Genomic DNA, 21,702 nt, shown 5'->3' with positions numbered 1-21,702 from the left:
CGTGGCAGCGCTGGCCATCATAATGTCAGAAAACCGGTATGACAAATGCGCCGAAATAAATCGGCGCCTTGTGTTCATCCAATTGAAGTGGGTGCCGGGGGTTTGATCAATGCCCCAGGCGGGAGAATAACCCGGCTTTATCCAGGTTTTCTGCTGCATCGGCGGTGCGGGCGCGATATTCAAATGTGCCGGCTGCCAATCCACGCTCCGAGACCACCACCCGATGCGGAATGCCCAGCAGTTCCATATCGGCAAACATCGCGCCCGGGCGCAGGCCGCGATCGTCCAGCGCGGCATCCAGGCCGGCGGCGATCAATTCGTCCAGCAAGGCCTGGGCGGCGGCGACCACCTGGGCATCCTGTTTCGGGTTGATCACGCACACCACCACCTGCCACGGCGCCATCGGCGCGGGCCAGATGATGCCGGCATCGTCGTGGTTCTGTTCGATCGCCGCGGCCACGATGCGCGAAATGCCGATGCCGTAACAGCCCATCTTCATTACCGCGACCTTGCCGCCTTCGTCGATGACGGTGGCCTGCAGCGCTTGCGCGTACTGGCTGCCCAGCTGGAACACGTGGCCTACTTCGATGCCGCGGGCAAGGCGCAGTTCGCCGCCATCGGCCGCACGCTCGCCGTCGATGACGTTGCGTACATCGGCCACGGTCTCCGGCTCGGGCAAGTCACGGCCCCAGTTGACGCCGACCAGGTGCGCGCCGGACACATTGGCGCCGACCACGAAATCGGCCATTGCCGCGACATCGCGATCGGCCACCACGCGCACCGGGCGGGCGGTATTCACCGGACCCAGGAAGCCGGGCTCGCAGCCGAGGTGCTCGCGGATTTCGGTTTCATTGGCCAGGCGGTAGCTGGCCAGGCCGGCCACCTTGCCCAGCTTGATCTCGTTGACGGCATGGTCGCCACGCACCAGCACCAGCACGAAGCCGGCGTCGGTCATCACCGCCACCGACTTGACCGTGCGCTGCAACGCGATGCCCAGCAACTGGGCGACGTCTTCGCAGGTCTTCTGGGTGGGCGTGTCGACCTGGCGCATGCTCTCGGCGGCCTCCGGTCGCGGACCCGGCAGGGTGGCGCTGGCGGTTTCCACGTTGGCGGCATAGTCGGAGGCGGTGGAGAACGCCAGCGAGTCTTCGCCGGAGTCGGCGATGACGTGGAATTCCTGCGACGCATCGCCGCCGATGGCGCCCGAATCGGCCTGCACCGCGCGGAAATCCAGCCCCAGGCGAGTGAAGATGCGCGTGTAGGCGGCGCGCATGTTGTCGTATTCGCGCGCCATGTCCGCATCGGTGAGATGGAACGAATAGGCATCCTTCATCAGGAACTCGCGCGCACGCATCACGCCGAAGCGCGGGCGGATTTCATCGCGGAATTTGGTCTGGATCTGGTAGAAGTTCAGCGGCAGCTGCTTGTAGCTGTTGATCTCCTGACGCGCGAACTCGGCCGCAGCTTCCTCGGCGGTGGGGCTGTAGCAGAACTCCTGTTCCTTGCGGTCCTTGATCTTGAGCAACTGCCCGCCGAACTTTTCCCAACGCCCGGTGGCGTCCCACAGCTCGCGCGGCTGGATGGTGGGGAACAGCACTTCCACCGCCCCGGCGCGGTTCATTTCCTCGCGCACGATCGCCTCGACCTTGCGCAGCACGCGCAGGCCCAGCGGCGACCAGGTGTACAGCCCGGAGGCCAGCTTGCGGATCATGCCCGCGCGCAGCATCAGACGGTGGCTGACCAGCTCGGCGTCGGCCGGGGTTTCCTTGGTGGTGTGCAGGTGGAACTTGGAAAGACGCATCGGGCTTCGCTTGGGCGGAAAGCCGCTAGTTTGCCAGTGTCGCGCCCTGCCGGTCATCGGCCAGTGGCTGCGCGGCGCTGCGCAGCGGGAGTGGTAGCGGGTCGGCGTACCTGATCAGGCGGTCGTGATGCCGGGGTGTGGGCCGGCGGTGCGGGCCCGGGCACAGGACTCAGGATGTGTATGCGCCGCCTTCGACACGCAGCGCGCCAACCTCGCGGTGCGTCGTCTCCGTCTCAAACGGCCTGACAGCCGCACAGGCTGTCAGGCCCGAACTCAGGTCGCCGGGGCGCCGGTCGCTGCCGGCCTGCAATAGGCCTTGGTGGCGGCTTCGGCCAGAGTGCGCTGCGCGGCGCGGGCGTCCGGGTCGAGCGGGGTGCCGGGCTTGCCGTCGCCGGCGCCCATGGTGACCTCGCCCTTGCCGCTGAGCAGTTCCAGGTTGCGGCGTGCGGTGAGGCAGTCGGCCGATTCGGGCGTGGCGGTCTCCGACGCGGCGATGGCCGCGGTGCCGCTGCGCGCGTCGATCCGGCGCGCTTCGTAGCGCTGGCCGGTCGGTGGCGGGGTTTCGGTGTAGTGGGTCACGCCCCTGGCGTCCTTCCACTTGTATAGATCGGTCGCGCCGGCGCCGGCGCTGACCAGCATCAACAGGGCGCAAAGCCCGGACGACAGCTGCATGTGGCTTCCCCTGGATGATTCCCGCGGCGATTGCAGCATCCGCGGCCTGCGCTGGCAAGTGATGCCGCCCGGCGTACGCGTCAAGGGCAGGGCGCGCTACCGCCAAACGGACCTCAGGCCCTACACTTGCCGGATGAATGAAATGAGACCGCCCCCGCGCTCGCGCACGATTTACCTGCTGCCGAACCTGTTCACCACCGCCGGGCTGTTTTCCGGTTTCTACGCCATCATCGCCGCTGCCAATGGTCAGTTCGTCCAGGCGGCGATGGCGGTGTTCGTGGCGGCGGTGATGGACGGGTTGGACGGCCGGGTTGCGCGCCTGACCAACACCAGCAGCGAATTCGGCGTGCAATACGACTCGCTGGCCGATCTGGTCAGCTTCGGCATGGCCCCGGCGCTGGTGATGTACCACTGGTCGCTGTCGGCGCTGAAATACGACAGCAACGTGATGGGCCGGGTCGGCTGGTCGGCCGCCTTCTTGTATGCCGCTTGCGCGGCGCTGCGGCTGGCGCGCTTCAACACCCAGGTCGGCGTGGTCGACAAACGCTGGTTCATCGGCTTGGCCAGCCCGGCCGCGGCCGGCTTGATGATGTCTTTCGTGTGGGCCTTCGCCGACGACAGCCTGGGCTTCGATGGCGAGCAGCTGCGCTTTGTGGCGCTGGCGATCACGGTGGTGTCGGCGTTGCTGATGGTCAGCCGAATCCGCTTCTGGAGCTTCAAGGGTGGCGCGCGCGGCCCGCGTGCCGACCGGGTGCCGTTCCTGGCGTTGGCCATCGCCACGGTGGTGATTGCGCTGCTGGTGATCGATCTGGCCCGTTCGTTGCTGGTGATCGGCGTGCTGTACGCCTTGTCCGGCCCGGTGATGTGGTTGTGGCGACGCTGGCGGCGGGTGCCCGAGCTGCCATGAGCGCGTTCTCGTGAGCGATTCGGCATTCGAGCCGATGTGGTCCGATCTGCAGGTGTCGTACCTGCAGGCGTTGGGGCACACCGTCTATCTGGATCGCGATGCCGCAGATGCGTTGCCTGCGCCCGTCGAGGTCGCCGAGCGCGCGCCGATAGCCGTGCCGGCACGCGTGGAGCGTGCGCCGCAGTCTGCAGCTGTCGCGGTGCCCAGTGCACGGCGCAGCGCACCGGCTGCACCAGCCGAAACACCACGTTCGCCCGACACCGCGCCGGCGTCGGCACCGCAACGGCGCAGTCGCGTCGGCATGCCGGACCGCCTGCAGATGGCCTTGTTGCGTGCGTCCGGCTGCAACCCGGGCGACCCTGCAACCCAGGCATTGATGGCGTCCTGGCCGCTGGCGGAGCTACGCGGCAACCCTGCCGCCAAGCGCGCGCTGTGGCCGCAGCTGCGTGCGCTGCGGCGGCGCCGGGATCCTGCGTGAGCGCACTGAACGCGCCGCAACCCACCTCGTTGCGCGCAATGCGCGAGAGCGACCTGGATGTGGTGATGGAGATCGAAGTTCGCGCGTATCCGTTTCCATGGACGCGCAACATCTTTCGCGACTGCCTGCAGGCCGGTTACCCCGGCTGGGTGATGGAGCAGGGCGGTCAGGTCATCGGCTACGGCGTGATCAGCATCGCCGCCGACGAGGCGCATGTGCTCAATGTCTGCATCGCACCGGAGGCGCAATCGCAAGGCCACGGGCGCGTGTTGCTGCGCGCGCTGATCAAGGGCGCCTGCGACCGCGGCGCGCGGCGCGCGTTTCTGGAAGTGCGCCCCTCCAATCCCTCGGCGATTGCGCTGTATCACTCCGAAGGCTTCAACGAAATTGGCCGGCGCCCGCGCTACTACCCCTCCAACACCGGGCGCGAGGATGCGTTGGTGATGGCGATCGAGCTGTTCTTCGACGGGTTCTCTTGAGCGCACGTAGCGGTCGTTGAGCAATGCAGTCTACAAATGCCTGCGTCTGGCTTGGCATTGAACACGCACTCGCAACTGGCATGAAGCCCACCGCGTTCGCCTTGCGGTGAGCCATGCGACCAGCGTGCGCGATCGGCGATGCTGCGCCGACTGGGGGCTGAGCTCGGTGAACCTGCGGCAACTCCAGACGAATGACTCGCTGAGCAAGCTGCATGCGTGCAGCGCGTCTCTGCATGGAGTGTTTGGCGATATCGCTCACCTGACAAGCGCGCCGCGCTGTGCCGGTGCGGTTGACGAAGTCTGCAGCAAGCGTGTGGCCGGGCTCGATGCGTTGCGATGTTGCAAGTATTTTCCCATGACGCCTGCCGGCGTGCCTTGGCACGGTGGCGGGCGTACAGCTCTGCAATCGATCCCAACTCGCACGCGTGCAGTGGTCACAACGTTGCAGTGAATCCACTTGCGTGTCGCACACATCTGACGCGATGCATTGGTAACACGCATGGTGAATCTTTCGCCCTATTCCAATGCGCAATGTTCAGTTGCTCTGATCGCATAACGCGTAGCGCATCGGATGAGGTTGCGCATCGCGGCGATGCATGAAAATGGCGAACGCATCGAAAAACAACGATTTTTTGTGATCAGCGCGACACGTCGCGCTTGAACGACATCCTCCTGCATTGCGGCACGCAGCATGCTGCATTGCAGTGTCCCCGGTGATGTCTCCGTGTGTCTTGATCGCAGCGTTTTGTCTTCTCTTGTGTGTCTCGCAAGCGTTTGCGTGACTGCGCGTGCACATCCATACATCGGCTAGATACAAGCGATTGCGATGCTCCTAGTATCGGCTTCACGGAACTTAAAAGTACACAGATGAATAGTACGTTCCGTATCTGCTAGATCAGGGGTGTGCCGCCGCGCGGCGCATCAAACCCATCCGAGGGAGACACCAAGATGAAGCCGAAATTTTCGACGGCGGCCGCCGCGTCGCTGTTTGTCGGGTCGTTGCTGCTGACAGGCGTTGCCTGCGCCGATCCTGCGCTGGAAGTTGCAACCACTGGTTGGGCAACGCAGAACGGCGGCACCAAGGGCGGCTCCAAGGCCGCTGCCGCCAACATCTATACCGTCAAGAATGCCTCCGAGCTGAAAGCCGCCCTGAAAGCCAGCGTGGGCAGCAATGGCCGCATCATCAAGATCAGCGGCATCATCGATGTCAGCGAAGGCAAGCCGTACACCAAGACCTCGGACATGAAAACGCGCGCGCGTCTGGACGTGCCGACCAAGACCACGCTGATCGGCATCACCAGCAACGCAGAGATCCGCGAAGGCTATTTCTACGTCAAGGCCAACGACGTCATCATCCGCAACCTCACCATCGAAAATCCATGGGACCCCGAGCCGGTCTGGGATCCGGATGACGGCAGCGCCGGAAACTGGAATGCCGAATACGACGGTCTGACCGTGGAAGGTGCCACCAATGTGTGGGTGGACCATGTCACCTTCACCGATGGCCGTCGCACCGACGACCAGAACGGCACCGCCAACGGCCGCCCCAAGCAGCATCACGATGGCGCGATGGACGTCAAGAAGGGCGCCAACTTCGTCACCATCTCGTACTCGGCATTCAAGTCGCACGAGAAAAACAGCCTGATCGGCTCCAGTGACAGCGCCTCCAGCACCGACAGCGGCAAGCTCAAGGTCACCATCCACAACACCTTGTTCGAAAACATTTCCGCACGCGCACCACGCGTCCGCTTTGGTCAGGTGCATCTGTACAACAATTACCACGTCGGCAGCACCAGCAATAAGGTGTATCCGTTCTCGCACGTGCATGGTGTGGGCAAGGAATCGAAGATCTTCTCCGAGCGCAATGTGTTCGACATCAGTGGCGTGAGCAGTTGCGACAAGATCGCTGCCGACTACGGTGGCAGCGTGTATCGCGATCAGGGCTCGCTGCTCAACGGCAAGGCGCTGTCGTGCTCGTGGAATACCAACATCGGTTGGACGCCGCCGTACACCTACAACCTGCTGTCGGCCGACAAGGTGGCCGCAGACGTCAAGGCCAAGTCGGGTGCCGGCAAGCTGTAACTGTCGCTGCGTGCAGCGCTGCGCTGGCAGCGCCGCATCGAATCACACAACGCCCGCAGCGATGCGGGCGTTGTGTGTTCCAGTACAGGCTATTTCCGCCGTTACCCGCGCACAGGCGCATCGCCGGCGACGTAATAGTCGGCGGTGCTGCGTGGCAGCGGGGTGCGGCCGCGCATGCGGTCGGCGATCTTCTCGGCAATCATGATGGTGGTGGCGTTGAGATTGCCGGTGATGATGCGCGGCATGATCGAGGCGTCGATCACGCGCAGACCTTCCATGCCGTGCACGCGGCCCTGCCCATCCACCACCGCCATGTCGTCGGTGCCCATCGCACAGGAACAAGAGGGGTGATAAGCGGTTTCCGCGCGGGAGCGTACGAACGCGTCCAGCTCGGCGTCGGTCTTGCAGTCGGCACTGGGGCTGATCTCGCGGCCACGGTACTGGTCGAGTGCGGGTTGCGCGATGATCTCGCGGGTGATGCGGATCGCGTCGCGAAATTCCTGCCAATCCTGGTCGGTGGATTGGTAGTTGAACAGGATCGAGGGGTGCTGGCGCGGATCGCGCGATTTGGCATGCACGCGCCCACGGCTGGGCGTGCGCATCGAGCCCACATGCGCCTGAAAGCCGTGTTCCTTCACCGCATTGCTGCCGTTGTAATTGATGGCGACGGGGAGAAAGTGGTACTGGATGTTGGGCCAGTCGAACTCCTCGCGGGTGCGAATGAAACCACCTGCTTCGAACTGGTTGCTGGCACCGGTGCCGGTGCCGGCAAATAGCCATTCCGCACCGATTGCAGGCTGGTTCCACCACTGCAAGGCCGGATACAACGACACCGGTTTGGTGCACGCGTACTGGATGTAGACCTCCAGATGATCCTGCAGGTTCTGGCCGACGCCGGGCAGGTCGTGTACCAGCTGCACGTCGAGTGCGCGCAACAGATCGGGGGCACCAATGCCGGAACGCTGCAACAGCTGTGGCGACGCGATTGCACCCGCGCACACCAAAACTTCGCGGCGCGCGTGCGCATCGATGCCTTCGCTGCTGTTGCCGACCAGGTAGTGCACGCCGATGGCGCGCTTGCCAGCAAACAGGATGCGGTCCGTCGTTGCGCGGGTGACGATGTGCAGGCCATCGCGCGGGCGTGCCATGTCCAGATAACCGCGCGCGGTACTGGCGCGTCGCCCGTGTGGCGTCACGGTGCGGTCCATCGGCCCGAAGCCCTCTTGTTGATACCCATTGAGATCGTCGGTACGCGGGTAGCCCGCCTGCACGCCGGCATCGACCATGGCATGGAACAGCACGTTGTTGTCGTTCTTCGGCGTGGCTACGCTCACCGGACCTTCGCCGCCGTGGTACTCATTGGCACCGATATCGCGCGTTTCGGCCTTGCGAAAGTAGGGCAGCACATCGCGGTAGCTCCAGTCTTCCAGGCCGGGGCGCTTGGCCCAATGGTCGAAGTCCAGTGCGTTGCCGCGGATGTAGCACATGCCATTGATCAGCGACGAACCGCCCAGGCCCTTGCCGCGCCCGCATTCCATGCGCCGGTTGTCCATGTGCGGCTCCGGCTCGGTTTCGTAGGCCCAGTTGTAGCGCCGTCCCTGCAACGGGAACGCCAGCGCGGCCGGCATTTGCGTGCGGAAATCCAGGCGATAGTCCGGCCCGCCGGCTTCGAGCAACAGCACGGTCACGCCCGGGTCTTCGGTGAGGCGCGCGGCCAGCACGTTCCCCGCCGAGCCGGCGCCGATGATGATGTAGTCGTATTCGCGTTGCATGGTGTTCTCCTGTGCGATGTCGGTGCAGTGGCGCGTGGGGCGCTGCAGGGGGAGGGGGCGAGGTAGGCAATGCGCTGGCGCCCACTCCGCAGCGTGGCGATGCACGCTGCGTCTTTGCCAACGCGTGCTCCACCCGGGGTGGCCTGTGCGCGAAGGCTTGCCCGCAACTCAGAACACCGAGGCGTAACGTTCCAGTTCGACCTGGACAGACTTGGTACGTGTGTAGGCCTGCAGCGTGGCCAAACCGTTCTCGCGCCCGACGCCGGATTGCTTGTAGCCGCCCACCGGCATCGGCGCGGGCGATTCGCCCCAGGTGTTGATCCAGCAGATGCCAGCCTCCAGGCGATGGATCAGCCGGTGCGCGCGCGCCAGATCCGGGGTGACAACGCCGGCAGCCAGGCCATAGGTGGTGGCATTGGCGCGCGTGACCGCTTCGTCCTCGTCGTCATAGGTGAGCAGGCTCAACACTGGCCCGAAGATCTCTTCGCGCACGATGGTCATCACATCGGTGCAGTCGCTGAAGATGGTGGGTGCCACGTAGCAACCCTGCGCCAGCGCGCCATCGCGCAGACGCTCGCCACCGCAGAGCAGGCGCGCGCCTTCGGCCTTGCCCTGCTCGATATGTTCCAGCACCCGCTGCATGTGCGCTGCGCTGACCATCGGGCCGAAGGTGGTACGCGTATCGAGCGGGTCGCCGATGTGGATGCGTTGCACACGCGCCAGCAATCGCGCTTCGAAGGCGTTGCGCAACGCGCGCGGCACGAACACGCGCGTGCCGTTGGTGCACACCTGTCCGGAGCTGTAGAAGTTGGCCATCATGGCGATGTCGGCGGCCAGATCCAGGTCGGCATCGGCACAGACGATCAAGGGCGACTTGCCGCCCAGCTCCATGGTCACCTCCTTCAACGACGAACTCGATGCGCTGGCCATCACCTTGCGGCCGGTGGCGGTGCCGCCGGTGAAGCTGATCTTCTCGATTTCCGGATGCTCGGTCAGCGCGGTGCCCACGCTGGCGCCATCGCCCGGCAATACGTTGAACACGCCATCGGGCAAGCCGGCCTCGGTGAAGATTTCGGCCAACTTCAGCGCAGTAAGTGGGGTGACTTCGCTGGGCTTGAAGATCATCGCATTACCGGCGGCCAGCGCCGGCGCGGCTTTCCACAGTGCAATCTGGATGGGGTAATTCCATGCGCCGATCGCACCGACCACGCCCAACGGTTCATGGCGCGTGTAGAAAAAGCTGCCTTCGCGCAACGGCACCTGCACGCCCTGCAGTGCCTGCGCAACGCCGGCGTAATACTCCAGCACATCGGCACCGGTGACGACATCGACGCTGCGGGTTTCGCTCAACGGTTTGCCGGTATTGAGCGTTTCCAGTTCGGCCAGCGCATCGTTGCGCTCGCGCAGCAATGCCACCGCGCGCAGCAGGATGCGCGAACGCTCCACCGTGGTCAGCGCCGCCCACTGTTGCTGGCCGGCCTTTGCGCTGTCGACGGCGGCATCCAGATCGTCGGCGCCGGCGTTGTGCACGTTGGCCAGCACTTCACCGGTGGCCGGGTTGACCACTTCGAAGGTGTGGCCGCCGCGGGCGGGAACATAACGGCCGCCGATGTACAGCAGCTGGTCGGGAAAACGTGGCATGACAAACCTCCTGTGGGACGGTCGCCGCAGCGACGCACTCAGCGGGTGAGGTGCAGAAACTGCAGGTGACGCTCGTATTGATCGATGATGTCGTTGATGATCTGTTCGTGGCTGTAGCCGACCAGGTCGTAGTCCTGGCTGCCTTCGTACAGGTACACCTCGGCGCGGTAATAACGGTGGTTGCGCAGCCGCTGCGCAGCGAACGAAGGGGTGAGATAACCGCGCATCACCACCTGATAGCGGAAGCCTTGTTGCTCGCCGTGGTCGACGCTGATTTCCATGTCGCCATCGTCGATGCGGCTGCTGACCTTCCAGCCTTCTTCCTGCAATTGCGTGGCGACTGCTTCGATGGCGGGACGCACCTGGTCGTGCATGAAGCGATACACCTCATCGCGCGCCGGGAAGTGCATTGCCTGGCCCAGGCGCTGACGCCAGCCGCGGTGGTGGCGCGATTGCCCGATCAACGGGCTGGGGCTGTAGAGCTGTGCGCGTTTGCGCTGCGATTCTTCGCTGAGTGCACGCGACAAGCCCCAAGCCATCAGCAACAGCACCGCAGAAAATGGCAGCGATGCCAGCACCACTGCCGATTTCAGTGCATCCATGCTGCCGGCCAGCAACAACCCTGCAGTGACCACGGCAGTGAGCACGCCCCAGAACACGCGTAGCCAGCGCGGACCATCGTCGTGCGGTTCGCCGCCGTGCGAGGAGAGCGTAGACAACACCACCGTGCCGGAATCGGCCGAGGTCACAAAGAACACGAAGCTGATCGCCACGGTGATCGTAATCACCGCGCGGCTCCACGGGTAGCTCTGCAGCAGCGAATACAGCACCGTCTCAGGTGCATCGATGGCCTGTTGCGCCAGCGCGCCCTGGCCGTGATGCAGCAGTTGGTCCAGCGCGCTGTTGCCGAAGATCGACAGCCATGCCAGCGTGAAACCGAGTGGTATCAGCAGCACGCCCAGCACGAATTCGCGAATGGTGCGGCCGCGCGAAATGCGTGCGATGAACAGCCCCACGAACGGTGCCCAACCGATCCACCACGCCCAATAGAACACCGTCCAGTTGCCCAGCCAGTCGGCACGGCCACCGTAGGCGTACACGTCGAAACTCTTGTTGACCACGCTGCCCAGGTAGTCGCCCAGGTTCTGTATCAACGCATTGAGCAAATACTGCGTGGGGCCGGCAAACAGCATGAACAGCAACAGCGCGATGGCCAGCAGCATGTTGATGTCCGACATCCAGCGCACGCCTTTTTCCACGCCGGACACCGCCACCACGATCGCTGCGCCCATCATCGCCACGATCAGCGCCACCTGCACCCAGTGCGTATGCGGCACATCCATCAGGGTGCTCAGACCGGCGTTGAGATGCAGCACGCCAAAGCCCATGTCCGCGCCCAGGCCGAACACGGTGGCCACGATGCCCAGCGCATCCACGGTGTAGCCGATCGGCCCGTTGATGCGCTTGCCAATTAGCGGATACAGCGCCGAACGCAATGCCAGCGGCAAGTTGTGGCGGAAGGCGAAATACGCCAGCGCCATGGCGGCGAGTGCGAACACGCCCCAGCCATGCAAGCCCCAGTGCAGGAACAGCAACTGCATCGCCTGCCGTGCGGAAGCCTCGCCACTGCCGGTGCCGCCTTGCGGTGGTTGCAGAGAATGGGTGAGCGGTTCGGAGACGCAGAAAAAGAACAGCGTGATACTGATGCCCGCAGCGAACAGCATGCCGGCCCAGGACAGGTAGCTGAATTCCGGTTCGTCGTGATCGGCGCCGAGTTTGATGTTGCCGTAGCTGGACAAGGCCACGCCCAGCACGAACACCAGGTACACCGTCATCGCCAGCAGGTAGTACCAACCCACATTGCGCGAGGCCCAGGTCTGCGCATCCAGCAGCACGCGGCCCGATTCAAGCGGAAAAAACGACACCAGCAAGGCGAATGTGCAGACCACCGTGGCTGCCAGCACGAACACCGGGCGCAGGGTGCGGACCGGCTGTGTGTGTGGCGCTGTGGCACTCATGGCAATGCACTCATACGATGCGTATCACGTGCTGTGCTCCCAACGAAAAACCGCCTGCGTTATCGCACAGGCGGTGTCGAGGGGGTGTCATCGGTCGAGTCCGCCAGTGCGAACCCGTAGCCACTTTGCGTGGTTTCAGAGGGGCCAACGAAGCTAGCGCAGTTGTTTTGTCAGCTGTTCTTTACGCAGTAACTGCGTTGGCACGCGGATATCCATCCCCACCGCAAGATGATCGGAGAACGCGGCAGGAATCGCTTCGGTATGTTCGATCACCAGACTGTCGCTGACCAGAATGTGGTCGATCGCGCGGTCGGGGCGCCAGCTGGGAAACGTGTGCACTTCGCAACTTGGCGGCTGCAGACGGGTGTGGCGATACAGCGCCTGCATTTCCGGTCGGTCGGCCATGCAATTGAAGTCGCCCATCAGCATTGCGTTGGGATGGTCGGACAACAGTTCGGCGATGAAGGCCAGCTGCGCCATGCGCGAGTTGGCGCCCAGCGACAGATGCGCCACCGCGACGGCCAGGCCGTCGCGGCCCTCGCCGAATTTGGCCAGCAGGATGCCGCGCCCGCCGATGCGGCCGGGCAGGGCGTGGTCCTGCACTTCCACCGGTTCCAGCTTGCTCAGCAAACCGTTCGCACTGGAGGCCACCCCGCCCATGCGGCGGTTGGGTTGGTGGCTCCAGTAATCGAAACCGGCACGCTCGGCCAGATAGTGGGTCTGGTTGGTGAAGCCCGAACGCAGGCTTCCCGGGTCGGCCTCCTGCAGGCCGACGATGTCGCGTTCGCCGGCCAGCTTGGCGATGCTGTCCAGGCTGGTGCGCTTGCTGCCCAGCGGCAGCGCGTGCGACCAGCTGCGCGTGACATAGTCGCTGTAGCGGCGGGTGCTGGAGCCGGCCTGGATATTGGCGGTCAGCACCCGCAGGGTGCGCGAGTCCGAAGCGTTCACGATGTGGCGGTCGCTCGGCTCACTTGGCCAGCGTGGCGCGTTCGCGCGCGATCAGGTGATCGGCGATGCGCAGCATGTCCGGGAAGCTCTTGCCCTTGACCAGGTACTTGCCGTTGACGATCAGCGACGGCGTGCCGGTGATCTGGCTGCGGGTGGCGAACTGCTTGGCGCGGTTGGTCTTGGCCGAAACGCCGAAGCTGCTCATGGTGTCGATGAAGGTCTTCTGGTCCACGCCGTACTTGGCGTAGAACCCGGCGATGTCCTGCACCGAATCCTTGCCGCGCTCGCCCTTGAGGGTCTGGTCGACGTGGATGGCCTTGTACAGCGCCTCGTGGGTCTTTTCCTGCACGCCCAGCGTCTCTGCGGCAAAGAAGGCACGCGCATAGTCATCCCACGGGCCGCCGAACATCGCCGGCACGTAGACGAAATGCACGTCCGACGGCAGGCCGGCCTTCCACGGCCCGATCAGCGGCTGGAACGCATTGCAGGCAGGGCAGACATAGCCGAACACTTCGGCCACTTCGATCTTGCCGGCGGCCTGCTGGTACGGCTGGCCAGCCTGGATGTCGACATAGTCGGTGCCGGCGACCGGCTCCGGGCCATTCGGCGCACGCGGGGCGGCGCTGGGCGCGGCCGGCGGCGGGGTGGTGGCGCTTTCGCCAACCGCCGGCGGGGCGGCCGGGTCTGCAGCCGGGGCAGCGGCGGCAGGAGCGGTGGCGGTGTCGGCAGGTGCAGTGTCGGACGAACCGTCCTGCGCCTTGCAGGCGACCAGGATCGGCAACAGCGCCATCAGCGTCAGGGCGAAGCGGGTCTTCATCGGATTGGATCTCCAGCGTGGGGCAAGGAAAGGGCCGGACGGCCGCGGGGCGCATGATGCCACGGGCGGCCGTCGGTGGCGGTTACGCGGTTCAGCGCTTGGCAGGCGCCGCGTGTTCGCGGGCGATCAGGTAGTCGGCCACGCGCAGCATGTCCGGGTAATTGCGCGCGCCGATCAGGTAGCGGCCGTTGACGATGATGGCCGGCGTGCCGGGAATCTTGCTGCGCAGCGCGAACTCGCGCGCGGCATCGAGCCTGGCGTCGACCGCCTGGCTCTTGTAGGTCTCGATGAAGCGCTGCTGCTGCACGCCATAGCCGGCGTAGAAGGCGGCCAGTTCCTCCGGGGCGACGTTCTGGGTCGGCACGGTCTGCTTTTCGTGGATGGCCTCGAACATGGCGCGATGGCTGCGCTTGGCCACGCCCAGGATGTCGGCAGTGAAGTAGGCACGCGCGAACGCATCCCAGAAGCCGCCAAAGGCCGCCGGCACCGGGGTGAAGCGCACGTAGGAGGGCTGCTTGGCCACCCAGGCTTCCAGCACCGGTTCGAAATGCGCGCAGTGGGGGCAGGTGTAGCCGAACACCTCGGCCACCTCGACCTTGCCGGCCAACGGGGCGTACGGCTGGCCGCCATCGATCAGGGTGTAGTCCTCGCCTTCGACCGGCGCGGCCGTCTTGTCGGCGGCACAGGCCACCAGCGGCATCAGGAACAACAACAGCAGGGGCAGACGGGAAAACAATTTCATGCGGGCTCCGTGGGGGCGAGGGGAGAGCGGGAAACGACGACGCCGGTCGCAGGACCGGCGTCGTGAAACGGCGTGGCAACGGTGTGGCAACGGCGGCTGTCAACTCACGAGCGTGCGGGCGCTCCTGCAACCGGCTGCGCCGCCGCGGCGTCGTCGTCACGATCATGCAGGCCTTGCAGGTAGCTGGCCAGCGCCTGGATCTCCTGCTCGGTCAGCGGATGCGCCACCTGCGCCATGATATTGAACAGCGCCGGATTGCGCTCCTGGGTGGTGCCGGCCTGATATTCCTTCAGGCGCCGCGCTACGTAGTCGGCATGTTGCCCGCCCAGACGCGGGTAGGCCGGGCCCGGATTGCCGCCGCCGGAGGGCCCGTGGCAGGCCATGCAGGCCGGCACGCCGCGCGCGATGTCGCCGCCGCGGTAGAGCTTCTCGCCGACTTCGTAGAACTTCATGCCCTGATACGGACCCTCGGCAATCGCCGCGTCGTCGGCGACGCCGGCGGCGGATTTCTGGGTGGCGAAGTAGGCGCCCAGATCGCGCATGTCCTGCGCGGTGAGATCCTTGACGAACGGCACCATGACCGCCGACATGCCGGTGTTGCGCTCGCCGCTGGCGATCAGCGCGACCTGATGCGCCACGTAGCGCTCGGTCTGCCCGGCGATGCGCGGGTACATCGCCACCGCCGGATTGCCATCCGGTCCGTGGCAGGCCGCACAGGCAGCTGCCTTGGCCTGGCCGGCCTTGGCGTCGCCCCAGGTGGTCTTGGACAGGTCCACCTCCAGCGGCGCAATGCGCACCGGCGGCGGATCGGGGATCGGCGTGACCGCCGACTGCGCAAACGCCACGGCCGCGATGACCGGCACGGCGAGAGCGGCGAGGACTAGCACACGAGCATGGCGCATCAGCTAAAGCTCCGTATGGACCCGGCCCGCGCGCGTTGGGTGCTGGCTATGGCAGGCGTGCTTCGATTATCGACACGCCTTTGCGCCAGGGTCAACGAACAGTGCAGCAAAACCGGCAGAGCCCGAACGTGCGATCCTAGGGGGATGTCGCTCCTTATCGAACAAGCCCGCTACCACCTGTCCGCCCACAACGCCCGGCAATTGCCTGACGATGGTGGCTTCGAGGTGGCCTTCGCCGGCCGCTCCAACGCCGGAAAATCCAGCGCGCTCAATGCGCTGACCCGCCAGAATTCGCTGGCGCGCGTGTCCAAGACCCCTGGCCGCACCCAGCAGCTGGTGTTCTTCCAGATCCAGCCCGAGCGCTACCTGGTGGACCTGCCCGGCTATGGCTACGCCAAGGTGCCGCAGGACCTGCAGGCGCACTGGCAGGCCTTCATCGACCGCTATTTCCGCACCCGCGAGGCACTGCGCGGGCTGGTGGTGGTGATGGACATCCGCCATCCGCTCAAGGACTACGACCTGCAGATGCTCGGTTATGCGGCCGAACGCGGCCTGCCCGCGCACGGTTTGCTGACCAAGGCCGACAAGCTCGGCCGTGGCCAGCAGATGCAGACCCTGCAGAAGGTCAAGAAGGAAGTGACCTCGCGCTTCGGCGACAGCGTGACCGTGCAGACCTACTCCGGCGAATCGCGCCAGGGCGTGGACGAATTGCGCGGCATCGTCGGTGGCTGGCTGGGCCTGGATGTGGAAACGCCCGCAGCCGAGTGATGCCGGGCGGCCCCATGGCCGTGGCCTTTTGATGCGGTGCAAGACGGCGAGCCAGTGCTCGCCGTCTTCGTCTGTGCCGGCCGGCACGGCCCCGCGGGTTGTCCGGTGTGCCGGTTGCGGACGCCTGATCGCACAGCTGTGGCGGCGGAAGCGGTGACTGCTGAGATGCGCGCTGCGGCCCATCCTGCGGCGTGCGCATGGATGGAAATCTCAGACCCGGCCGATAGCGGCAATTCTTGCATGCCCTGCGGGTATAGTGCGGGCCTTGCGGTGGCTGGGGAGGATCCCCACATCGTCCCACCCCTTTCGTTTGCGAGCCTGCCCTTGTCGAGTCCCAGCCACGTTGCCGAAACGCCGATCACCGAACGCGCGGAACTGGTCCAGGTGCTGGCCTCCGGCGAGAAGCCGAGTGCGGACTGGCGGATCGGCACCGAGCACGAAAAGTTCGGCTTCCAGCTCGACGACCTGCGCGCGCCCACGTTCGAGGGTGCGCGCGGCATCGAGGCCCTGCTGAGCGGGTTGACCCGCTTCGGCTGGGAGCCGGTGCAGGAGAACGGCCACACCATCGCGCTGCTGCGCGACGGCGCCTCGGTGACGCTGGAGCCGGCCGGCCAGCTGGAGCTTTCCGGCGCGGCGGTGGAAACCCTGCACCACACCTGCGTGGAAACCGGCACCCATCTGGACGAAGTGGCGCAGGTGGCCGGCGAGTTGCAGCTCGGGTTCCTGGGCATGGGCTTCCAGCCCAAGTGGCGCCGCGACCAGATGCCGTGGATGCCCAAGGGCCGCTACCAGATCATGAAAAACTACATGCCCAAGGTCGGCTCGCTGGGCCTGGACATGATGACGCGCACCTGCACGGTGCAGGTCAACCTGGATTACGCCACCGAAGCGGACATGGTGAAGAAGTTCCGCGTGTCGCTGGCGTTGCAGCCGATCGCCACCGCGCTGTTCGCCGATTCGCCGTTCACCGAAGGCAAGCCCAACGGCTACCTGAGCTACCGCTCGCACATCTGGACCGACACCGACGCCGACCGCACCGGCATGCTGGATTTCGTGTTCGAAGACGGCTTCAGTTACGAGCGTTACGTCGATTATCTGCTCGACGTACCGATGTATTTTTCTTACCGCGATGGCGTCTATCACGATGCCAGCGGGCAGAGCTTCCGCGACTTCATGCAGGGCAAGCTGCCGGCGCTGCCGGGCGCGCTGCCGACGCTGCGCGATTGGTCCGACCACATGACCACCGCATTCCCGGAAGTGCGGTTGAAGAAATATCTGGAAATGCGCGGCGCCGATGCCGGCCCGTGGGATCGCCTATGCGCGTTGTCGGCGTTCTGGGTGGGCTTGCTGTACGACCAGACCGCGCTGGATGCGGCCTGGGACCTGGTCAAGGATTTCAGCCCCACCGAGCGGCATGCGCTGCGCGATGGCGTGCCCAAGCACGCACTGGGCCTGCCGTTCCGCAACGGCACTGCGCGCGACCTGGCAGTGGAGGCGGTCAACATTGCGCGCGAAGGCCTGCGTCGCCGCGCATGCCTGAATCGCGACGGGCAGGACGAAACCGGGTTTCTCGACGTGATTGCCGAGATTGCCGAAAGCGGCGTCACCGCGGCCGAGCGCAAGCTGGCGCTGTACCACGGCGCCTGGAATGGCGATATCGACCGCGTGTTCCGCGAGTTTGCGTACTGAGCGTGCGGTTGCAGTAGCCAGCGCGCGTTGGCGGGAGCAGTCGTTGGGCGTTCTCGTGCAGCGCAAGGTCTGTGCGTCTCGGATGCCAATCGCTGGCAGCACGTGCTGTCACCTGCTATCTCCGAATTCGCATCCGCTGATGTAGGACGGCGGCACGCGATGCCATCTTGCTGACAGGTTCTTCGGCCCGGCGCGGCTGGCTAGATGCGCCGCGATAAGCCGTCCTCCAGCGCAACCTCAGCGCCGCTCCGGCATGCAGGGCAGCCGCACGGTCACTCGCAGCCCGCCGCGGGCGCGGTTGTCCAGGCGCAGGTCGCCGCCGTGCGCCAGCACGATGCTGTGCGCTACCGACAAGCCCAACCCGATGCCGCCGGTGTCGCGGTTGCGCGAGGATTCGCCGCGCACGAACGGCAGCAGCAACTGTTCGCGTTGGGTGGGGTCGATGCCGGGGCCGTCGTCGTCGATCCACAACACGCCATCCTCGCCCTCGCGCTGTAGTTGCAGGCGTGCGCATTTGCCGTATTTCAAGGCGTTTTCGAGCAGGTTCATCACCGCGCGGCGCAATGCCAGCGGGTCGCCATCCAGGGTGATTTCCGGGCCGGGCAGCAGCTCGGCGTCGGCGCCGATATCGGTGGCGTTGTCGACCACGCTCTCTACCAGCAGGCGCAGATCCAGCGGCGCGCGTTCGCCGCGATGACGATCGTTCTGGATGAAGTCCAATGCGGCGGAAATCATCGCCTTCATTTCGTCGATATCGGCCAGCGCCTTGTCGCGCAGCGGCGGCTGCAGGCCATCCAGCCGAAACGACAGCCGTGCCAGCGGCGTGCGCAGGTCGTGCGCGATGGCCGCCACCATGTGCGTGCGTTCGTTGATCAGGCGGTTCAGGCGCGCCTGCATCGCGTTGAACGAGTCGGCCGCGCGCACGATCTCCGGCGGGCCGCTGCGTTGCAATGCGGCGGCATCGGGATTGCGGCCCAGGCGGTCGGCGGCTTCGGCAAAGCGCTTGATCGGCGCCGACAGTGCGCGCGAAAACCACCATGCCAGCGGTACGTTGGCCAGCAGGCCGGCCAGGAACAGCAGCACGACATGGGTCTTGAACTCGCCCGAGAGGCGTCGGCGCGGCGATTCCACCGTGCGCCAGCGGCCGTCGGGCTGCTGCAGCGCGGCGGTGAAGCCGTCCAGCAATGGCACGCCCGGGGTCAGGCGCTCGCTTTCCCAGGCGCCAGGGATCTCGTCCGGACGCAGGCCGTTGCCGAACGGCGCGCCGGTCTGGCGCGCATGCGCCCAGTCGTCCGGAAACGGCGGCAGATGCTGTGCTTCGTCTGCCGTGTCGGCCCTGGCAGCGGCGCCAGCAGCGGGCGAGCGCTGTGGCCGCAGCATGCCCTGCAGTGGGCCTTCGCGATCGTTGGCGTTGCGATAGAAGCGCACGTGGTGTTCGGGCACGTCCAGCCAATGGGCAAGCAGCATTTCGGCGAACGGGTCGCGCACCTGGCCTGTCGGCGGCAGTGGTGCCTGCGCCGATTCGCGCACTTTCAAGGTCTGGGTACCGGCCGGCATGCGGGTGGACAGCAACGCCACCACTTCCGGCGGATGCACCGGGGGCTCGTAGACGGGGGTGCGCATCACCAGCAGGGCAATGCCCACCGCCTGGGCGGTGAGCAGCGCCACCGCAAGCAACACAAAGGTCCGCGCAAAGATCGACAGCCCGCGACGTGCCGGTTTGCTCACAAGCGCGAGACGCCCGGCAGCAGCATGTAGCCTTCGTTACGTACGGTGCGAATCAACTCGGTATGGACGCGTTCGTTGATCTTGCGGCGCAGGCGGCTGATCTGGCTGTCGATGGCGCGGTCGTACACATCGGTGTCGCGGCCGCGGGCGTAGTCCAGCAACTGGTCGCGGCTGAGCACGCGTTGCGGGTGTTCGACGAAGGTGCGCAGCAGCGCGAACTCGCCATCGGACAGATTGATGAAGATGCCGGTGGGGTCGCGCAGGTCGCGGCGCACCACGTCCAGCCGCCAGCCGGCGAATTCGTATACATTGCCGCGCTGGTCGGCCTGCTCGTTGCTGGCCTGGCTGCGCCGCAGCAGGGCGCGCACCCGGGCCAGCAATTCGCGCGGGTTGCAGGGCTTGGCCAGGTAATCGTCGGCGCCCACTTCCAGGCCGATGATGCGGTCGGTATCGTTGCCCAGCGCGCTGAGCATGATGACTGCAGGTGAACCGCGCTCGCTGGCCAGGGCACGTGCGGCGCCCAGCCCGTCTTCTCCCGGCATCATCACGTCGAGTACGATGAGGTCCGGGCGGCGCAGCGCCATGGCCTTGCGCATCTCCGCCACGTTTTCGGCCACATCCACCTGGTAGCCGTGGGCGCTGAGGAATTCGCCGATCAGCTTGCGCAGGTCCGGGTCGTCGTCGACCACAAGAACGCAGGGTTGTTGCATGTCCATGGAAGTCATTGTCGGTCGCGCGGAGGTTGGCCCGCGCAGGGTGTTGGCTGCCGGATACATGGTGCTCGCAATTGCAAGGCTGGAACACGCATCATAATGATCGAATTTGTCAACCATTGGCACACGTGTAAAGCACCATGACAGAACGGAACATCGCGCAGGAATCCACCGCATCGCCACTGTGCCGCTGCTATGGCGCAGGCGCGCATGACAAGGCGTTTCCGATGATGCGGGTGATCAGTCGCGACAACGGTGTGGGCCTGACCCGCGACATGGTGCTGATGGCCGACACACTGCGCGCCGGCGGCGTGCCGGTGCAGGAAGTGGGGTTCACCAGCCAGCGCCTGCACGATACCGGGCGCGAGGCGCGCCTGTGGGCCAGCCGCGCGCTGTTCGGGCGGGTGCCGCTACAGATCTTTTCCGAACGCGTGTACAAGCGCTGTCTGTCCCTAGGGCAGATCAACCTGCTGGTGCCCAATCCGGAATGGTTGCTGCCCAAGTGGCTGCCGCTGCTGCCGAGCTTCGATGCGGTGCTGTGCAAGACCCACCATGCCGAGCGCATCTTCCGCAGCCTGGGATGCGCCACGCGCTTCATCGGTTTCACCAGCCCGGATCGCTACGATGCGCGCGTGTTCCGTCAGCGCGCGTTCTTCCATCTGGCCGGGCGCAGCACTGCCAAGGGCACGCGCGTATTGCTGGAGACCTGGCAGCGGCATCCGGAATGGCCACTGCTGACGGTGGTACAAAACCCGCGCACTGCCGGCAAGCCGGTGGTGGCGCCGAATATCGACCACCGCGTGGGATATCTGGACGATGCCGAACTGCGCCGCATGCAGAACGCGCATCTGTTCCATCTGTGCCCCTCGGAGGCAGAAGGGTTTGGCCATTACCTGATGGAAGCGCTGAGCGTGGGCGCGGTGACCCTGGCCACCGATGGCGAGCCGATGAACGAGCTGGTCAGACCCGAACATGGTGTGCTGATTCCCGTGGCCGAGGTGCGCCAGCGGCGCCTGGCGTCGTACTACTACGTGGACGCAGACGGCATTGCGCAGGCGGTGGAAACAGCATTGGCGCTGCCGCAGGCACAGCTGGACCAGTTGTCGGCCAATGCACGGGCGTTCTATCAGGCCAACGATGCGGCATTTGCCGCACGCTTTCGCAACGCGGTGCTGGCGTCGCTGCCGGAGCATGCGGTAGACCCCGCGGTGATCGTGGCGCCGGCTGCTGTAGAGAACTGACGGCTGTAGCGTTCGCGTCGTGCTCGCCGCACCTGTCGCATCGCGGAGCACTTAGATGTTCCGTCCCGGCGCTGTGGGTGCTGGCAAGCGCCACGACACGACGGCACGCGACGCGCGACGGCAAATGCACAGCACATCCAGCTGCAAATCTCCCCTGGCGAACGCAGCGCAGACCGCGTCCGCCAGCTGCGTGCGGTGCATGTAAGCCGTCATCCAGCCAGGGAAATTGGCGATGGTCCAGACACGACCACTGTCTGCCGTTACCACCGCAATGCTCGCAGCGCTCAGCCTGGGAGGCTGCGCC

Annotated in this window: 18 protein-coding genes; 7 read left to right on the top strand and 11 right to left on the bottom strand. The window is 65.5% G+C overall.

Going from position 1 to position 21,702, the window contains the following annotated elements; all coding sequences use genetic code 11:
• Positions 1 to 106 precede the first annotated feature (106 nt).
• Together M3O59_RS17205 and M3O59_RS17200 are read right to left on the bottom strand one after the other, a co-directional pair.
• Positions 107 to 1,801, bottom strand: a complete 1,695-nt coding sequence (locus M3O59_RS17205) for a proline--tRNA ligase (protein WP_249046944.1) — start codon at positions 1,799 to 1,801, stop codon at positions 107 to 109.
• A 273-nt stretch (positions 1,802 to 2,074) separates the two neighbouring features.
• Positions 2,075 to 2,473, bottom strand: coding sequence for a DUF4124 domain-containing protein (locus M3O59_RS17200; RefSeq protein WP_249045717.1), 399 nt, complete (start codon positions 2,471 to 2,473; stop codon positions 2,075 to 2,077).
• Positions 2,474 to 2,606: 133 nt separating this feature from the next.
• On the opposite strand from M3O59_RS17200, the gene pssA reads away from it, so the two are divergent.
• The 4 genes from pssA to M3O59_RS17180 all read left to right on the top strand — a co-directional run bounded on the left by pssA (position 2,607) and on the right by M3O59_RS17180 (position 6,419).
• A complete protein-coding gene (gene pssA, locus M3O59_RS17195; protein ID WP_064635251.1) occupies positions 2,607 to 3,380 on the top strand; it encodes a CDP-diacylglycerol--serine O-phosphatidyltransferase in 774 nt (257 codons plus the stop codon).
• A 34-nt stretch (positions 3,381 to 3,414) separates the two neighbouring features.
• Complete coding sequence (locus M3O59_RS17190; protein ID WP_181920535.1) at positions 3,415 to 3,858, top strand: alanine acetyltransferase; 444 nt, start codon at positions 3,415 to 3,417, stop codon at positions 3,856 to 3,858.
• Positions 3,855 to 4,337: a ribosomal protein S18-alanine N-acetyltransferase gene (gene rimI, locus M3O59_RS17185; RefSeq protein WP_181920533.1), complete on the top strand. Its 483-nt coding sequence runs from the start codon at positions 3,855 to 3,857 to the stop codon at positions 4,335 to 4,337. The genes M3O59_RS17190 and rimI overlap by 4 nt, the downstream gene beginning before the upstream one ends.
• A 948-nt stretch (positions 4,338 to 5,285) precedes the next feature.
• Positions 5,286 to 6,419: a pectate lyase family protein gene (locus tag M3O59_RS17180; RefSeq protein WP_064635220.1), complete on the top strand. Its 1,134-nt coding sequence runs from the start codon at positions 5,286 to 5,288 to the stop codon at positions 6,417 to 6,419.
• 101 nt (positions 6,420 to 6,520) lie between these two features.
• Here M3O59_RS17180 and betA read toward each other — a convergent pair whose 3' ends face one another.
• The 7 genes from betA to M3O59_RS17145 all read right to left on the bottom strand — a co-directional run bounded on the left by betA (position 6,521) and on the right by M3O59_RS17145 (position 15,259).
• A complete protein-coding gene (gene betA / locus M3O59_RS17175; protein WP_249054560.1) occupies positions 6,521 to 8,191 on the bottom strand; it encodes a choline dehydrogenase in 1,671 nt (556 codons plus the stop codon).
• A 168-nt stretch (positions 8,192 to 8,359) separates the two neighbouring features.
• Positions 8,360 to 9,832, bottom strand: coding sequence for a betaine-aldehyde dehydrogenase (gene betB / locus M3O59_RS17170; RefSeq protein WP_116905732.1), 1,473 nt, complete (start codon positions 9,830 to 9,832; stop codon positions 8,360 to 8,362).
• A 38-nt stretch (positions 9,833 to 9,870) separates the two neighbouring features.
• A complete protein-coding gene (gene betT / locus M3O59_RS17165; protein WP_064635225.1) occupies positions 9,871 to 11,850 on the bottom strand; it encodes a choline BCCT transporter BetT in 1,980 nt (659 codons plus the stop codon).
• Positions 11,851 to 12,003: 153 nt separating this feature from the next.
• Complete coding sequence (locus M3O59_RS17160; RefSeq protein ID WP_082925911.1) at positions 12,004 to 12,768, bottom strand: endonuclease/exonuclease/phosphatase family protein; 765 nt, start codon at positions 12,766 to 12,768, stop codon at positions 12,004 to 12,006.
• A 49-nt stretch (positions 12,769 to 12,817) separates the two neighbouring features.
• Positions 12,818 to 13,615: a thiol:disulfide interchange protein DsbA/DsbL gene (locus tag M3O59_RS17155; RefSeq protein WP_064635229.1), complete on the bottom strand. Its 798-nt coding sequence runs from the start codon at positions 13,613 to 13,615 to the stop codon at positions 12,818 to 12,820.
• 91 nt (positions 13,616 to 13,706) lie between these two features.
• Positions 13,707 to 14,357, bottom strand: a complete 651-nt coding sequence (locus M3O59_RS17150) for a thiol:disulfide interchange protein DsbA/DsbL (RefSeq protein ID WP_249054554.1) — start codon at positions 14,355 to 14,357, stop codon at positions 13,707 to 13,709.
• Between the two features lie 104 nt (positions 14,358 to 14,461).
• Positions 14,462 to 15,259, bottom strand: a complete 798-nt coding sequence (locus M3O59_RS17145; RefSeq protein ID WP_249054553.1) for a c-type cytochrome — start codon at positions 15,257 to 15,259, stop codon at positions 14,462 to 14,464.
• 144 nt (positions 15,260 to 15,403) lie between these two features.
• Here M3O59_RS17145 and yihA point away from each other — a divergent pair, with 144 nt between their 5' ends.
• Both yihA and M3O59_RS17135 read left to right on the top strand, forming a co-directional pair.
• Positions 15,404 to 16,027, top strand: coding sequence for a ribosome biogenesis GTP-binding protein YihA/YsxC (gene yihA / locus M3O59_RS17140; RefSeq protein WP_064635235.1), 624 nt, complete (start codon positions 15,404 to 15,406; stop codon positions 16,025 to 16,027).
• A 324-nt stretch (positions 16,028 to 16,351) separates the two neighbouring features.
• Complete coding sequence (locus tag M3O59_RS17135) at positions 16,352 to 17,716, top strand: glutamate--cysteine ligase (RefSeq protein WP_116905730.1); 1,365 nt, start codon at positions 16,352 to 16,354, stop codon at positions 17,714 to 17,716.
• Positions 17,717 to 17,953: 237 nt separating this feature from the next.
• Here M3O59_RS17135 and M3O59_RS17130 read toward each other — a convergent pair whose 3' ends face one another.
• Positions 17,954 to 19,444, bottom strand: a complete 1,491-nt coding sequence (locus M3O59_RS17130) for an ATP-binding protein (RefSeq protein ID WP_249049484.1) — start codon at positions 19,442 to 19,444, stop codon at positions 17,954 to 17,956.
• Positions 19,441 to 20,160 (bottom strand): response regulator, encoded by a 720-nt coding sequence (locus M3O59_RS17125; protein WP_095522403.1) that lies wholly within the window; start codon positions 20,158 to 20,160, stop codon positions 19,441 to 19,443. Before M3O59_RS17125 ends, M3O59_RS17130 begins: the two co-directional genes overlap by 4 nt.
• Before the next feature lie 137 nt (positions 20,161 to 20,297).
• On the opposite strand from M3O59_RS17125, the gene M3O59_RS17120 reads away from it, so the two are divergent.
• Positions 20,298 to 21,398 (top strand): glycosyltransferase, encoded by a 1,101-nt coding sequence (locus M3O59_RS17120; RefSeq protein ID WP_064633912.1) that lies wholly within the window; start codon positions 20,298 to 20,300, stop codon positions 21,396 to 21,398.
• The last annotated feature ends 304 nt before the right edge of the window (positions 21,399 to 21,702 follow it).

Origin of the sequence: Xanthomonas nasturtii (assembly GCF_023337365.3) — a bacterium.
Taxonomy (GTDB): Bacteria; Pseudomonadota; Gammaproteobacteria; order Xanthomonadales; family Xanthomonadaceae; genus Xanthomonas; species Xanthomonas nasturtii.
Note: the sequence above shows the minus strand (reverse complement) of the source record. Positions and strands in the feature narration are given on the sequence as shown.